Here is a 15,773-nt window from a genome sequence, read left to right as displayed (position 1 = left end):
ATCAGACGCTGAACGGGTCCGGCGTCAGGGTGTACTTGGTGCTGAGGTACTCATGGATGCCCTCCAGGCCTCCCTCGCGCCCCAGCCCCGACTGCTTCACGCCGCCGAACGGAGCGGCGGCGTTGGAGACGACGCCCACGTTGAGCCCCATCATCCCGGTCTGCAGCCGGTCGATCATCCGCTGGCCGCGCGCGAGGTCCCTCGTGAACACGTACGAGACCAGCCCGAACTCGGTGTCGTTGGCGATCCGCACCGCCTCGTCCTCGTCGCGGAAGCGCACGATCGACAGCACCGGGCCGAAGATCTCCTGCCGCAGGATCTCGCTGCCCGCCCGCACGTCGGTGACGACGGTGGGCTCGAAGAAGGTGCCGGGACCGGAGAGCCGCGACCCGCCCGCGAGCACCGAGGCGCCCCGCGAGACCGCGTCCTCCAGCAGCTCGGCGGCCTTGTCGACCGCGTCCTCGTTGATGAGCGGGCCTATGGTGACGCCGTCCTCGGTGCCGCGGCCGATCTTCATCGCCTTCACGCGGTCGGCGACCCGGCGGGCGAACTCGTCGGCGACGTCCTCGTGCACGATGAACCGGTTGGCGGCCGTGCAGGCCTCCCCGATGTTCCGAACTTCGCGAGCATCGCGCCGTCCACGGCCCGGTCGAGGTCGGCGTCGTCGAACACCACGAACGGGGCGTTGCCGCCGAGCTCCATCGAGGTGCGCAGCACGTTCTCCGACGCCTGCTGCAGGAGCTTGCGGCCGACCTCGGTGGAGCCGGTGAACGACAGCTTGCGCAGCCGCGGGTCGGCGATGATCGGCGCGGAGACCTTCCCCGAGGTGGAGGTCGTGATCACGTTGAGAACGCCGGCGGGGAGGCCGGCGTCCTCCAGCAGTCGGGCGAAGTACAGCGTCGTCAGCGGGGTCAGCTCGGCCGGCTTCACGACCACGGTGCAGCCCGCGGCGAGCGCCGGCGCGATCTTCCTGGTCGCCATCGCGAGCGGGAAGTTCCACGGCGTGATCAGGAAGCACGGCCCGACCGGATGCTGCGAGACGATCATGCGGCCGGTGCCCTCGGGGTTGGTCCCGTACCGGCCCGCGATGCGCACGGCCTCCTCGGAGAACCAGCGCAGGAACTCGCCGCCGTAGGTGACTTCCCCGTTGGACTCCGCGAGCGGCTTGCCCATCTCCAGCGTCATCAGGAGGGCGAACTCCTCCCGGCGCTCCTGCAGGAGATCGAAGGCGCGGCGCAGGATCTCGCCGCGGGCGCGGGGCGGGGTGGCCGCCCAGGCGTCGGCGGCGGCCACGGCGGCGTCGAGTGCGCGCGCGCCGTCCTCCACCGACGCGTCCGCGATCTCGCGGATGACGTCGCCGGTCGCCGGGTCGTAGACCTTCAGGGTGCCGTTCGCTCCCGGCAGCCACTCGCCGCCGATGAACAGGCGGTCGGGCACTCTCTCCAGCAGGGTCTTCTCGTCCATCGTCACTCCTCGTCTCGTCTCGGGTCGTCGGGTGTGCGCGCGCTCAGTCCTCCACCGCGGACTCCACCAGCGGCACGCTGCGATGCTCGATCGTGGTCTCCAGGGCGATCACCGTGGAGGTGCGGCTGATGCCCGGCTCGCTGAGGATGCCGCTGATCACCCGCTGCAGGTCGGCGTTCGAGCGCGCGACGACCCGGATCAGCAGGTCCCCCGCGCCGGTCACGGTGTGCACCTCCAGGACCTCGGGGATGCCCCGAAGGTGGTCGATGACGGAGAGGTCGCTCTGGGTGATCTCCGCGGTGACGAACGCCGTGACGGGGAAGCCGAGCCGGAGGTTGTCGATCGTCGGCGCGAAGTCCTTGATCACCCCCGTACGTTGCAGCCGGTCGAGCCGGGCCTGCACGGTGCCGCGCGCGACGCCGAGCCTCCGGGAGGCCTCGAACACGCCGAGCCGGGGCTCCTCCGTGAGCAGCGCGATGAGGTCGGCATCCAGCCTGTCGATCATGCGGGCACTCCTTCGCTCCTCGCACATCGTACGACCCGTCGGGCGCGTCTCCTACAGGCTGACCGAAGCTCCCAGGAAGGGAAGAGCAGCCTGCTTGAAGGCGCGGGCACTGAGGGCCGTGATGTGGTTGCGGCGCGGCAGCAGCACCAGCTCGGCGCCGAGCAGGCGGGCGGCCTCGTCCGCGTCCACGGCGACCGGGTCGGCGTCGCCCGCCACCACGAGGGTCGGCACGGTCGAGGCCAGCGGGAGCGGATGCTGCGCCATCCCGGCGGCGCACGCGGCGAGCGCCTCCCGGTCGACTCCGGGGCCTCTCGCAGGGAGGCCAGCAGCGGCGCCAGCGGGGCGTCGGCCGGCAGCGTCTCCGCGCCGTCCAGGATCGCCCGCTGCACGGCCTCCACGCCCCAGTGGGCGAACTGCTCGACCGTGCCGACGCCGCCGACAACGAGCCGCCTGACGCGCTCGGGTGCCAGGCCGACGAGGGCCAGGGCCACCCAGCTCCCCATCGAGTACCCGATGACGTCGGCGCGGTCGAGGCCCTGCTCGTCCAGCACGGCCAGCAGGTCCTCCGCGAGCAGGTCGGGCGAGTAGGCCGCCGGGTCGTGCGGCGCGTCGGACGCTCCGTGGCCGCGCAGGTCGGGGACGATCGCGCCGCGGCCCGCCTCGGCGAGCGCGGCGACCCAGCCGGTGGACTCCCAGGTGAGTGCGCCGGTGGTCGCGAAGCCGTGGACCAGCAGGACGGGGTCGGCTCCGGGATGACGTTCGACGTGGATGCGCATGGTCCCATCCTCGCCGATCGCGGCCGGGTTCAGGCTCCGACGGCGAGCCGGGCGCGCAGCCGGTCGGCGAGCGCGTCCGCGGTGTCGGCGACCTCGGCGAAGAAGCCGTCGTCCACCGTCCCGGTCATGCGCAGGCGCTGCTCGCAGACCACGAGCGGGTCGCGCGCCGGCCAGGCGGACGGACCGGGCAGGACGGCGTCGATCAGGACGGGCCCCGCGCCGGACCTGGCGAGGTCCAGCGCCTTCACGGTGGCGTCGTGGACGGCGAGCGCGTCGGCGCCGTCGACCAGCAGGACGGGCATCCCCGCCCCCTCGGTGCGGCCCGAGCTGGACAGGAAGACCACGGGCAGGGCGGAGGTTCGCGCGGTCGTCACCGCGGTGCGCAGCTCCGCCGTCGATCCGGCGCCGGAGCCGAGCGGTACGAGGGCGCAGCCTCCCGTGCGGTCGAGCTTCGCGCAGAGCGCCCACCCGACGGCGTGGGTCACCGGCCCTTCGACGGCGTCGACGCCGCGCCGGGAACGCAGCGCGGCCGCGGGGTCGCCGCCGAGGGCGATCGACATCCCCGGCTCGTGGGAGGTCGGGAAGGCCCGGTCGCGGGAGGTCTGCAGCGCGAGCGCCGCGCCCACCTGCACCGCCTCCCGGCCGCGCGAGTCGACGTAGCCCGGGAGGACGCCGTGGCCGCGCAGGACGACCGCTTCGCGATCGAGCCGCCGGACGGTCGCCAGGGTCCGGTACAGCCGGCGGAGCAGTGCGGCGACGTCGGCACCCGGTCCGCCGATCGACGCGCCGAGAGCCGGCTCGAGGATCGTGGGGGTCATGCAGGCAACTCTGTCCGACCGTCGCGGAGGCGGCAACGCGCCGGCGACACGCCGTGCATCCTGCTCATCCGAGCAGCGGCCGGCGGCCTCCCGCTATACAGACTGCCCTGGCGCCCGCCACAGCTTCGAGGGCCACCAGATCGCGCGCCCCACGTCGTACGACACCGCGGGCACGAGCAGCGAGCGCACCAGCACGGTGTCGAGCAGCACGCCGAACGCGACGATGAACGCGATCTGCACCAGGAACAGGATCGGGATGACCGCGAGGGCCGCGAACGTCGCCGCCAGGACCACCCCCGCCGACGTGATGACGCTGCCGGTCATCCCGAGTCCGCGCAGGATGCCCGGCCGGGTGCCGAGCCGCAGGGACTCCTCCCGCACGCGCGTCATCAGGAAGATGTTGTAGTCCACGCCGAGCGCGACCAGGAACACGAAGCCGAACAGCGGCACGCTCGCGTCGGCCCCCGGGAAGCGGAACAGGTGGTCGAACACCAGCGCCGACACGCCGAGGGCCGCCGCGTACGAGAGCACCACGCTGCCGATCAGCAGCAGAGGCGCCAGAATCGACCGGAGCAGCAGCATCAGCACCAGCAGGATCACCAGCAGGACGATCGGGATGATCCGCAGCAGGTCGCGCTGCGCCGTGTCGTTGGTGTCGAGCGCGATCGCCGTGACGCCGCCGACGAGCACGCCCGACCCGGCCGCGGGGAGGTCGCGGCGCAGGTCGCGGACCACCTGCTCGGCCGCGGACGAGTCGGGCTGCGCCTTCAGGGTCGCCTGGATGAGGACGCGGCCGTCCTTCACCACCGGCGGCGGCGCGCTCTGGCCCGGCCGGGCCGGCCGCACGTTCCCGGCGTACAGGGTCGCGGCCGAGATGCCGTCGTTCTGCTTCGCGGCGGCGAGCACGGCGTCCCCGTCGGCCTCCTTCGCCACGATCAGGACCGGCGCGCCCGACCCGGCGTCGAAGTGCTTCGCGAGCACCTTCTGGCCGTCGACGGCGTCCGACTGGGTGAGCACCAGCGCGGTCTGCTCGACGCCGTTCGCCTTGAGCTGCGTCAGCCCGAACGCGCACGCGACGAGGACCACGAACGACACGATCCAGGTCAGGCGCGGCCGGTGCGCGATGAGCTGGCCGACCCGCCGCCAGACGCCGCGGATGCCCTCCAGCCCGGCCACGCGCTCCGTCCCCTCGTGCTTGTGCTCGTGCGCGGGCTCGGCGCCCGCGTACTTCGGCCGGAACGGCCAGAACGCCGCCCGCCCGCACACCGCGAGCAGGGTCGGCAGCAGCGTCAGCGCGGACAGCAGCGAGAAGACGATCCCGATCGCGGCGATCGGGCCGAGGCTCTTGTTCGAGTTGAGGTCGGAGAACAGCAGGCAGAGCAGCGCGAGGATGACCGTGGCCCCGGAGGCGAGGATCGGCTCGAACGCCGCCCGCCACGCCACCACGATCGCCGTCCAGCGCGACTCGTGCTGCTCCAGCGCCTCGCGGTAGCGGGCGACGAGCAGCAGCGAGTAGTCGGTGGCCGCGCCGATCACCAGGATGGAGAGGATGCCCTGGCTCTGGCCGCTCAGCTTGATCCAGCCCCAGAGCGCGAAGAGGTAGACGACGAGGATCGCCGCGCACAGCGCGAACACCGAGGTGAGCAGCACCAGCACCGGCAGCAGCAGCGCCCGGTACACCAGCAGCAGGATCACGAACACGGCCCCGACGGCGACGAGCAGCAGGATGCCGTCGATGCCGCCGAACGCGTTGACCAGGTCGGCGGTCAGCCCGGCCGGCCCGGTGACCCACCCCTGCGTCCCGGAGGGCAGCTCGTTCTTCAGCACGCTGCGCAGGTCGGCGACGACCGTCTTGACGTTGTTCGTGTCGGCGACCGGGACGATGAACTCGACCGCGCGGCCGTCCTGCGACGGGATGGGACCGGCGACGCTCGTGCTCTGGCCGGACTCCGGGGCCTGCACGCCCGTGACGTCGCCGAGCTTCGCGCCGAGGGCGGCGAACGAGGCGAGGTCGCTCGGCGGGATGGCGGAGTCGGACTGGACGACCACGATCGCGGGCACGGCCTGCGAGTCGGTGAAGCGCTTCTGCCAGTCCTGCACCGCGGTCGACTCGGCGCTGGCGGGCAGGAAGGCGGCCTGGTCGTTGCTGGACACCCCGGAGAGCTTGCCGAACGTGGGCCCGCCGAGGCTCCCGGCGATGAACCAGATCACGATGACGACGGCGGGCAGGACGATGCGCAGCCACCGGGCCGGCGTCCAGTCGGATCGGGTCTTCATCTGCGCGCCTCCGGATTAGCTAGCCTGGTTAGTAATCAGCCTAGCGCGCATCAAAAGGATCGCGCCACCCGGAGACGACGGGACCGGGCGCTCACGAGGTGACGACGAGCTCCGCCCCCGCGTGCGCCAGCTCCGCCAGCGCAGCCTCCGACGACTCCGCCGCGACCCCCGCCACCAGCCCCGTCAGCACCCGCACCCGCTGCCCGTGGCTCAGCGCGTCCAGCGCCGACGCCCGCACGCAGTAGTCGGTCGCGATCCCCACGACGTCGACGGTGTCGATCCCGTGCTCGTCCAGGAGGTTGTGCACCGACGAGCCGGCGTCGGTGCGGCCCTCGAAGATCGAGTACGCCGGGACGCCCTGGCCCTTGCGGATGTGGTAGCCGACGCGGGACGTGTCGAGCGCGGGATGGTACTCCGCACCGGCCGTGCCCCCGACGCAGTGCACCGGCCAGGTGTTCACGAAGTCCGGCTCGGCGTCGGTCGCGAAGTGGCCGCCGTTGTCGTTGTCGCCATCGTGCCAGTCGCGGCTCGCGAGGATGATCGCGTACTCGTCGGCGTGCGCGCGGAGGTGCTCGGTGATGGCCGCAGCCACCGCCGCTCCCCGTCCACGCCGAGCGCGCCGCCCTCGGTGAAGTCGTTCTGCACGTCGATGATGAAGAGCGCCTTGCCCATCGAAGCCTCCCTCCTCGGCCGACGCCCGGCTCAGCCGTTGGTGAGGTTGTCACCGCACTTGTAGAAGCCGGCCGTCAGCGTGTCGATCGCCTGCTTGGCATTGTCGCTCACCGGGCCGAGCGCGTACACAGCGAACGTGAGCTGCGATCCGTCCGCCGCGTCGATGATGCCGGAGAGCGTGTAGCCGTTGTTGATCCAGCCGGTCTTGGCGTGCACCGCGCCGTCCGCGACCGAGCTCGCCCCGGTGAACCGGCTGTAGCCCGGCCCGAGCGTCCCCGTCCGGCCGGCGACCGGGAGGCCGTCGTAGACCACGCCGAGTCCGTTCTGCCGGTTGAGCACCTTGATGAAGAGCTGGGTCAGGTACGCCGGCGGCACGGCGTTGTCGGCGCTCAGCCCGGAACCGTCCGCGATGTGGATGCCGGTGGTGTCGATGCCGTAGCCCTTCAGCCCGGCCAGCACGCCCGCGTTCTCGGCGGCGAAAGTATTGCCGGCGCCGGTCTTGATCGCGACGAGCCTGGCCAGCTCCTCCATGATCGTGTTGTCCGAGTAGGTCATCGCCTGGTCGATCAGCGTGGTCACCGGCTGCGACTGAACGGCCGCCAGCTGGCGCGCGCCCGCCGGAGCCGTCCCGGAGGTCACCGGGACGTTCGTGCCGAGGTATTGCTGGAAGTACTGCACCGCGCGGCCGACCGGGTCGGTGCTGCGCGGCGACTCGACCGCGCCGGGATCGTTGCGGTCGCCGTCCACCATCAGCGAGGACATGTACGGCGTCGAGCCCTCGACGACGCGCTCCTCGTGCTCGTCCCAGCTCGGCTGCCACAGCGGGCCGCCGAACAGCGACGTGTCCACCACGATGGAGGTCACGGGTGCACCGCCGAGCGCCTGCTTGGTCTGGGCGGCGAGGTCCTGGATGGAGGGCGCGTTCGTGTAGAAGGCGCCGCGGCCTCCGGGGAGGCGCGACAGCGTGACGTCGCCGCCGCCGACGATGACGACCTGGCCGGGCACGCTGCCCGCGACGACCGTGGTCTGCACGCGGTAGTCCGGGCCGAGCGTCGCGAGCGCCGCGGCAGAGGTCAGCGTCTTGAGCACGGACGCGGTCGGGCCCGGCTTGCCGCCGTTCCGGTCGAACAGCACCTGACCGGTCTTGGCATTGACGACCTGGGCCTCCAGGTTGCCGAGCCGGCCGTCCTGGGCCAGGGAGCCCACCGAGCAGGTGCGGATGCGGCTCGCGGCCGGCTGCGCGGCGGGCACGGGGCGCGCGGGGTCGGCAGTGGGAGTGGGAGTGGGGGTCGGCGTGGGCGTGCGGGTCGCGGAGTGGGTCGGCGTCACAGCGGGCGCGGCCCCGGCAGGCGCCGAGCCGGCCGTTGCGCCGAGAGCCACACTGCCCGCACCGAGGAGCACGAACGCGACGGTGGCGCCGGCGGCGATCCAGGCCTTCGGGTGGGTGCGGATGGCGGACAGGACGCCCGCGACGGCGCCGCTGAGGGCGCCGGAGACCGCCGCTCCCGAGCCCGCGCCGCCGGCCGAGCGACGGCCGGAAGGGGTCGCTCCCGCCCCGGGCTCACTCGTCGCAGAGGAGTCCCCGGTGGGGGGAACAGAGTTCGGGGGTTCGTCGATTCAGACCCGGTGCCGTCGGTTGCACCGGAGTCGCGCTGGTCCGGTTCGCGCATCCGGGTATAGTACCGGCGTTCCCTGAGAGCGCCAATCCGCCCGGGCCATCACTCCCGCGCTCCCCTCGCTCGCACCCGGCGCGTCGCGAAGGGAGATGAGGAAGCGATGGCGGCTCAGGGCACGGCTACCACCTGGTAGCCGGAGAACGCGACCGCCGCTGTCGAGTCAGGAGTCTACGCCGCCGGCGACGGGCGCGCACGGGAGAACGACCAGTGCCGACGGACTCGGAGAAAGACGGAAGAAACGGAGCCGCCCAAGGGAATCGAACCCTTGACCTTCTCATTACGAGTGAGATGCTCTGCCGACTGAGCTAGGGCGGCGTGGCCGGACTCGCGCCCGGGCACAGTCAGATAGCTTACCCGATCCCGCGGGGTGCTTTCGACCACGCGCGGAGGCGGCGGGCACGGCTCAGCTGAGCTGCCCGCCCAGGGCCTGGAGCTGCGCGAACGAGCTGCGGAGGCGGTCGGAGAGGGGCTCGACGCCGCCGTGGTCGGCCCAGCACGACCAGGCGTGCCGCATGCCGGCGAACGCCACGTAGGTGACCAGGCGCGCCCGCTGGTGCAGGGCCTCCTCGTCGGCGGCCAGCTCCGGATCGTCGTGCGCGAGCCTGCGCTGCACGACCGCGCTCAAGGCGTCCTCGAACTTGTGCATGCTCGCCATCCGCTGGGCGAACAGCTCAGGGTTGCCCTTCAGGAGCGAGCGGCGGAGGACATGCAGCTCCTTCGCGGTGGCCGCGTTCTCACCGTCATCGGAACCGCCGAGGTCGCCGTCCAGGTCGCCGGTCTCGATCGCCGCGATGAGGAGGGTGCCCATCCCGTCCAGGATCGGCTCGGCCGGGCCCGCCTCGATGAAGCGCTCGATGCTCTCCTCGTCGGGGAGCTCCGGGAGCTCGCCGATGATCGCGGACTCCTTGGACGGGAAGTAGTTGAAGAAGGTGCGCGGCGAGACGTTCGCCGCGTGGCTGATCTCGTCGACCGTGACATGGTCGAATCCCCGCTCGCTGGCCAGTTCGAGCGCGGCGAGCTGGATGGCGCGCCTGGTCGCGATGCGCTTGCGCTCACGGAGGCCCAGCTCGCCCTCCGAGGTTCCGATCTCTACAGTCACGGTTTCGATTATTTCACTGTCTGCAAAATTGCACCACTCAACGCGGCGGCGTTCAGCAGGTCTTGCCCGTGGGCGGCACAGTGCCCCCGACCAGGAAATCGTCCACGGTGTTGTTCACGCACGAGTTCGACTTGTTGTACGCCGTGTGGCCTTCGCCCTTGTAGGTGAGCAGGTGGCCGTTCTCCAGTTCGGACGCCATGTTCTTCGCCCACACGTACGGCGTGGCCGGGTCGTTCGTCGTGCCGACGACGAGGATGGGCGCGGAGCCCTTCGCCGCGATCGGGCCGCGCTGCACAGTGGACTTGTACGGCCAGGTGGCGCAGCCGATGTCGCCGTACGCCATGTACGGGCCGATCACGGGCGCCGCGACCGCGAGCTCGGCGGCCTGCGCCCGCATCGCGGCGGGGTTCGCGTCGTAGCCGTAGTCGAGGCAGTTGATGGCTGTGAACGCCTCGGTGGAGTTGTCCGAGTAGGTCCCGTCGCTATTGCGGCTGTTGTAGCCGTCGGCGAGGGTGAACGCCACGGAGGCCTCGCCCTTCATCACGCTCGCGAACATGCTGCTCAGGTACGACCACGCCGTCGCGTCGTAGAGCGGGTAGATGATCGCCGTGACGAGCGTGTTGGCGCCGAGCTCGCGACCGTCCGAGTTGCGGATCGGACTGCGCTCCACCGCGGCCAGCAGCTGGGAAATGGTCTTCATCCCGTCGTCGACCGTGCCGGTGAACGGGCAGTTCTTCTGCGTGAGGCAGTTCTTGAGGTACGCGCGGAGGGCACTCTCGAAGCCCACCGCCTGCACCTTCGTCACCTCGTCGTTGCTCGCCGCCGGGTCGAGCGCGCCGTCCAGGACGAGCCGACCGGTCTTGCCCGGATAGAGCCCGGCGTACACCGCGCCCAGGTAGGTGCCGTACGAGTAGCCGAGGTAGTTGAGCTTCGTGTCGCCGAGCACCGCGCGCAGGAGGTCGAGGTCGCGCGCAGCGCTCACCGTGTCGACGTGGTCGAGCAGAGCGCCGGTGTTCTTGGCGCACGCGGCGCCGAACTGCTGCGAGATGGCCGTGTTCTCGGCGATCCACTGGTCGGACCCGCGCTGTCCCGGCGTGATCCCGTAGAGGTAGTCGTCCATCTGCTTCGGGTCGTAGCACTTCACCGCGGTGGAATGGCCGACTCCGCGCGGGTCGAAGCCCACGACGTCGAAGTGGCTCTGCAGCGTCTTGTCGGTCGCGTAGTCGACCGAGTCCTTGACGAAGTCGTAACCGGAGCCGCCCGGGCCGCCGGGGTTGACCAGCAGGGAGCCCTGCTTGGTGCCCTTCGCCTGCTGGCGGATGAGCGCGAGGGAGACCTGGCCGGCGGAGGGGTCGCTCCAGGTCAGCGGCGCCTTGGCGGTCGCGCACTGCTTGCCGCTGGAGCAGTCGGTCCAGACCAGCTTCTGCTGGTAGAACGGCTGGAGGGCCGCCGACACCTTCTCGGGCGCCGGCGTGGAGGTCGTGGACGACTTCGCAGGGATGAACCAGGTGACGCAGCCGGTCAGCGTCAGCGCGACGACGGCGGCGATCGCGACGAAGACGGTGCGAGCGGCCCGCCGGCGGGCCGGACGGCCCTCTCGGATGGTCACAGGTCTGTCCCCTTTCGCGCGGCTCCCCCGCGCAGGATCGTCGTGAGCATGGCCTCCAGCGCGAGGGCGGGAGCGACGTTGCCGTCGATCCGCTCGCGCGCGGTCGTGACGGCATCCATCGCGGCGAGCGTAGCCGCGGGACTCGTGTGCACGCTGAGAGCGGTCAGGCGCTCGCCCAGCTCGACGTTCACGAGGTCGCTGCCGCTGCCGAGCTGGAGCATCATCACGTCGCGGTACAGCGAGAGCAGGTCGGTGAGGATGCGGTCGATGCCGTCGCGGAGGCTGCGGGTCGCCCGGCGCTTCTGGTCTTCTTCAAGCTGGCGGAGCTGGCCGCGCAGCGCGGGCGGGATGGCTCCGCCCGGCTCGATCCCGAGCGAGCGGAGGGCGTGCTCCCGCTCCTCGGCGTCGCGCTCCTCGGTGATGGCCTTCGCGTCGGCGCCCGCGACCTCCAGCAACGTGGCCGCGGCGAGCACGGCCCCGGAGACGGAGCGGATGCCGAGCGCGAGGTCGAGGGTCTGCGCGCGCCGGCGGCGGGCCTCCTCGTTGGTGGCGAGCCGGTGCGCCATCCCGATATGGCTCTGTGCGTGGCGCGCCGCGCGCTCGGCGACGACGCTGTCCACGCCGTCGCGGCGCTCGATCAGGCGCGCGACGTCCGCGACGCCGGGGACCTTGAGGCGCACGGTGCGGACGCGTGAGCGGATCGTCGGCAGCAGGTCGGCATCGCTCGGCGCGCAGAGGATCCAGACGGTCCGCTCCGGCGGCTCCTCCAGCGCCTTGAGCAGCACGTTGGACGTCCGCTCGGTCATCCGGTCGGCGTCCTCGATGACCATCACCCGGTAGCGACCGACCGACGGCGAGAACTGGGAGCTCGCGACCAGCGACCGCACCTCCTCGATGGAGATGATCACGCGCTCGGTGCTGAGGACGGCGAGGTCGGGATGCGTGCGGGCCTCGACCTGGCGCTGCGCGGCGAGGTCGCCCTCCGGGTCCCCCGGGCTGAGCAGGGCGGTGGCGAAGGCGTAGGCGAGGTTGGAGCGGCCGGACCCGGGAGGGCCGGTGATGAGCCACGAGTGCGTCATGCCGCGTGCAGCTTCCGCGGCGGGGCCGGAGGCGGTCGCCGCCTCGGCGGCGGAGCGGACGACGGCGATCGCCTCGTCCTGACCCGTCAGGTCGTCCCACACCGCCATGCGTTCCAGGCTAGTGGGAACGGAGGACAGCGCGGGCCCGGCTGCGGCGGTCAGACGCGGTCCTCCAGCCGGCGGCGGATGTCGGCGGCGATCTCCTCGACCGGGAGGGCGGCGTCCACCACGAGGAACCGCTCCGGCTCGGCCTCGGCGAGCCCGAGGTACGCCGCCCGGACGCGCGCGTGGAACTCGGACCGCTCGGCCTCCAGCCGGTCGTAGCTCGTGCGGGACGTGTCCAGCCGGGCGCGGGCCGCGGTCTCGTCGAGGTCGAGGAGGATCGTCAGATCCGGGAGGAGCCCTTCGGCTGCCCAGAGCGAGAGGTCGCGCACCTGCCCGGCATCGAGCACGCGGCCGGCGCCCTGGTAGGCGACGGACGAGTCGATGTAGCGGTCCTGCACGACGACCTCGCCGCGCTCCAGCGCCGGACGGACGACGGTCGCGATGTGGTGGGCGCGGTCGGCCGCGTAGAGCAGGGCCTCGGCGCGCGGCGCGATGTCGCCCCGGTGGTGGAGGACGATCTCGCGGATCTCCACCCCTGCCGCGGTGCCGCCGGGCTCCCTGGTGCGCACGACGGTGCGGCCGCGCTCGCGCAGCCACTCCTCCAGGAGGGCGGCCTGCGTCGACTTCCCGACGCCGTCGCCGCCCTCCAGAGTGATGAACAGGCCGCCCCGGGACTCGCTCACTCGGCGGTCTTCTTCGCCGCCGCGCGGGTCGACGTGCCGGTCTTGGGGGCGGCCTTGGACTTCGCGGCGGTGGTCTTGGCCGCCGTCGTCTTGGCTGCGGTCGTCTTCGCGGTGGTCTTCTTCGCCGCCGTGGTCTTCGCCGTGCTCGTCCGCGCGGTCGCGCGCTTCGCGGCCGGCTTCTTGGCCGGTCCCTTCGCGCGCTTGTCCGCCAGCAACTGCACGGCGCGGGCGAAGTCGACCTCATCCACCGTCTCACCCCGAGGGATGGTCGCGTTCGTCTCGCCGTCGGTCACGTACGCGCCGAACCGGCCGTCCTTGATCTTGATCGGCTTGCCGCTGACCGGGTCGGCGTCGAACTCCTTGAGCGCGCTGGAGGCCCGGCGATTGCCGTACTTCGGCTGCGCGAAGAGCTCGACGGCGCCGGCGAGGTCGATCCCGAAGATGTCGTCCTCGCTCGGGAGCGAACGCGTGTCCGTGCCCTTCTTCAGGTACGGGCCGTAGCGGCCGTTCGCCGCCTGGATCTCGATGCCCGTCTCCGGGTCGGCTCCGACGGTGCGCGGCAGGTCGAGCAGCCGCAGCGCGGTGTCGAGGTCGATGGTCGACAGGTCCATCGACTTGAACAGGGAGGCCGTGCGCGGCTTCGCCGCCGCCTTCTTCGCGGTCTTCTTCGGCTCGACGACCTCACCGGTCTGCGGGTCCACCTCGGGCTCCGGCTCCGGGTCGGCCTCGGTCACGTACGGCCCGAAGCGGCCGTCCTTGGCCAAGACGAGCTTGCCGCTGTCGGGGTTCGTGCCGAGCTCGCGGTCGGTCTGGACCGGCGCCTCGATGAGCTCCTTCGCCTTGGCGGGGGTGAGCTCGTCGGGGGCGAGGTCCGGCGGGAGGTTGACCCGGCGGGGCGTCGCATCCTCGGCGGCGCCGGCCTCCTGCACCTCCAGGTACGGGCCGTACTTGCCGATGCGCAGCGTCACGTCGTCGTCGATCGCGATCGAGTTGATGCTGCGCGCGTCGATCTCGCCGAGGTTGTCGATCACGCGGCGCAGGCCCTTGTGCTTGTCGCTGCCGAAGTAGAAGCTGTTCAGCCAGTCGACGCGCTCGGCCTCACCGTCGGCGATGCGGTCGAGGTCGTCCTCCATCTCCGCCGTGAAGTCGTACTGCACGAGGTCGCCGAAGTAGTCCTCCAGCAGGCGCACCACGGAGAAGGCGACCCAGCTCGGCACGAGCGCCTGCCCGCGCTGCGTCACGTAGCCGCGGTCGATGATCGTGGAGATGATGCTCGCGAACGTCGACGGACGCCCGATGCCGAGCTCCTCCAGCGTCTTCACGAGGCTCGCCTCGGTGTAGCGCGGCGGAGGGGTGGTCTCGTGGCCGTCCGCCGCGATGTCCTGGACGCCGAGCGCCTGGCCCTGCGTGAGCGGCGGCAGCTTCGCGTCGCCGCCCGCGTCGGCGTTGCGCTCCTCGTCGCGGCCCTCCTCGTACGCGTTGAGGAACCCGCGGAAGGTGATGACCGTGCCGCTCGCCGTGAACTCGGCGACCGTGCCGTCGAGGGGTCCTTCGCCGATCCGCGCCTCGACGGTGATCGAGGCGGTCTGGCCCTTCGCGTCGGCCATCTGGGAGGCGACGGTCCGCTTCCAGATCAGGTCGTAGAGCCGCAGCTCGGGACCGCGCAGGGACTTCTCCAGCTCGGCGGGCGTGCGGAAGACCTCGCCGGCGGGGCGGATCGCCTCGTGCGCCTCCTGCGCGTTCTTGCTCTTGGAGGCGTAGGTGCGGGGCTTGTCCGGGACGGTCTCCGGACCGTACAGCTTCGCCGCCTGGGTGCGCGCCGCGTTGGTCGCCTGCTGCGACAGCGACGCGGAGTCGGTGCGCATATAGGTGATGTACCCGTTCTCGTAGAGCGTCTGGGCGACGCTCATCGTCTGGCGGGCGGAGAAGCGCAGCTTGCGCGCGGCCTCCTGCTGCATCGTCGAGGTCGTGAACGGCGCCGCCGGCCGACGCGAGTAGGGCTTGGAGTCGACCTTCGCGACGGTGACGGCCGTGCTCTGCTGCCGCACGGCGTCGGCGAGCGCCTGCGCGGACGTCTCGTCGAGGATCGTGGCGCCGGAGGTCAGCCGGCCGTGGTCGTCGAAGTCGCGTCCGGTCGCGACGCGCTCGCCGTTCAGCCGGGCGAGCCGCGCCTCGAAGGCCGCGGCGTCCTCCGGGAGGAGCTGGGCGGTGAGCCCCCAGTAGGAGGCCGCGACGAACGCGAGCCGCTCGCGCTCGCGGTCCACCACGAGGCGGGTGGCCGCGGACTGCACGCGACCGGCCGAGAGCCCCGGACCGACCTTGCGCCACAGCACGGGCGACACCTCGTAGCCGTAGAGCCGGTCGAGGATGCGGCGCGTCTCCTGCGCGTCCACCAGGGCCGTGTCGATGTCGCGGGTGTTGTCCCGCGCCTTCTCGATGGCCTCCCGGGTGATCTCGTGGAACACCATGCGCTTCACGGGCACCTTGGGCTTGAGCACCTCGACCAGGTGCCACGCGATGGCCTCGCCTTCGCGGTCCTCATCAGTGGCGAGCAGGAGCTCGTCAGCGTCCTTGAGCGCCCGCTTGAGATCGGCGACCGTCTTCTTCTTCTGGTCGGACACCACGTAGTAGGGGGCGAACTCGTTCTCGACGTCGACGGAGAACTTGCCGAGCGACCCCTTCTTCAGCTCCGGCGGGAGGTTCTTGGGCTCGATCAGGTCGCGGATGTGTCCGACGGATGCCATCACCTCGTAGCCGTCGCCCAGGTACTGGGCGATGGACTTCACCTTGTTCGGCGACTCGACGATGACGAGCTTCTTGGTGCCAGACACGTGACTCCTCTTATATAGCAACTGTGTTCGTACGGACCTCACTGGTCCGAAGCGCGCTCCCCGAGCGCCGCGCAGAGGGCGGCGAGCGTGGGCCGCACGGCCCAACAGGCAAACCATACACACCTATGCCGCTTGTGTGCCTAATCGCCGGCCGCCCCGTTCGCCGCGGGCGGACGGCT

The 15,773-nt window shown here is 71.6% G+C and carries 10 protein-coding genes, 1 tRNA gene and 2 pseudogenes; all 13 read right to left on the bottom strand.

Annotation, left to right across the window (positions count from 1 at the left end; translation table 11 throughout):
- Position 1: 1 nt before the first annotated feature.
- Positions 2-1,464, bottom strand: a pseudogene (locus ACQ86L_RS18210) (NAD-dependent succinate-semialdehyde dehydrogenase).
- 43 nt (positions 1,465-1,507) lie between these two features.
- Positions 1,508-1,969 carry an Lrp/AsnC family transcriptional regulator gene (locus ACQ86L_RS18205; RefSeq protein WP_434316651.1) on the bottom strand — a complete coding sequence of 154 codons (462 nt, stop codon included), beginning with the start codon at positions 1,967-1,969 and terminating at the stop codon, positions 1,508-1,510.
- Positions 1,966-2,745 (bottom strand): alpha/beta fold hydrolase, encoded by a 780-nt coding sequence (locus ACQ86L_RS18200; protein ID WP_434316650.1) that lies wholly within the window; start codon positions 2,743-2,745, stop codon positions 1,966-1,968. Before ACQ86L_RS18200 ends, ACQ86L_RS18205 begins: the two co-directional genes overlap by 4 nt.
- A gap of 29 nt (positions 2,746-2,774) precedes the next feature.
- Positions 2,775-3,563 carry a thiamine pyrophosphate-dependent enzyme gene (locus ACQ86L_RS18195; protein WP_434316649.1) on the bottom strand — a complete coding sequence of 263 codons (789 nt, stop codon included), beginning with the start codon at positions 3,561-3,563 and terminating at the stop codon, positions 2,775-2,777.
- Positions 3,564-3,656: 93 nt separating this feature from the next.
- Positions 3,657-5,840 (bottom strand): MMPL family transporter, encoded by a 2,184-nt coding sequence (locus tag ACQ86L_RS18190; protein WP_434316648.1) that lies wholly within the window; start codon positions 5,838-5,840, stop codon positions 3,657-3,659.
- 91 nt (positions 5,841-5,931) lie between these two features.
- Positions 5,932-6,512: pseudogene (locus tag ACQ86L_RS18185) on the bottom strand (isochorismatase family protein).
- 30 nt (positions 6,513-6,542) lie between these two features.
- On the bottom strand, positions 6,543-7,892 hold the full coding sequence (locus ACQ86L_RS18180; RefSeq protein WP_434316647.1) for a D-alanyl-D-alanine carboxypeptidase/D-alanyl-D-alanine-endopeptidase: 1,350 nt from the start codon (positions 7,890-7,892) through the stop codon (positions 6,543-6,545).
- 538 nt (positions 7,893-8,430) lie between these two features.
- Positions 8,431-8,503: transfer RNA gene (locus tag ACQ86L_RS18175), tRNA-Thr, on the bottom strand.
- An 88-nt stretch (positions 8,504-8,591) separates the two neighbouring features.
- Entirely contained in the window at positions 8,592-9,287 is a 696-nt protein-coding gene (locus ACQ86L_RS18170) for a TetR family transcriptional regulator (protein ID WP_434316646.1), read from the bottom strand.
- A 52-nt stretch (positions 9,288-9,339) separates the two neighbouring features.
- Positions 9,340-10,896, bottom strand: coding sequence for an alpha/beta hydrolase (locus tag ACQ86L_RS18165; protein ID WP_434316645.1), 1,557 nt, complete (start codon positions 10,894-10,896; stop codon positions 9,340-9,342).
- Positions 10,893-12,083 (bottom strand): DNA polymerase III subunit delta', encoded by a 1,191-nt coding sequence (locus tag ACQ86L_RS18160; protein ID WP_434316644.1) that lies wholly within the window; start codon positions 12,081-12,083, stop codon positions 10,893-10,895. The genes ACQ86L_RS18165 and ACQ86L_RS18160 overlap by 4 nt, the downstream gene beginning before the upstream one ends.
- 50 nt (positions 12,084-12,133) lie before the next feature.
- A complete protein-coding gene (tmk, locus tag ACQ86L_RS18155) occupies positions 12,134-12,763 on the bottom strand; it encodes a dTMP kinase (RefSeq protein ID WP_434316643.1) in 630 nt (209 codons plus the stop codon).
- Positions 12,760-15,594 (bottom strand): type I DNA topoisomerase, encoded by a 2,835-nt coding sequence (gene topA, locus ACQ86L_RS18150; protein ID WP_434316642.1) that lies wholly within the window; start codon positions 15,592-15,594, stop codon positions 12,760-12,762. The genes tmk and topA overlap by 4 nt, the downstream gene beginning before the upstream one ends.
- Positions 15,595-15,773 lie beyond the last annotated feature (179 nt).

It is taken from the genome of Leifsonia sp. P73 (assembly GCF_051059105.1).
GTDB lineage: Bacteria > Actinomycetota > Actinomycetes > Actinomycetales > Microbacteriaceae > Leifsonia.
Note: the sequence above shows the minus strand (reverse complement) of the source record. Positions and strands in the feature narration are given on the sequence as shown.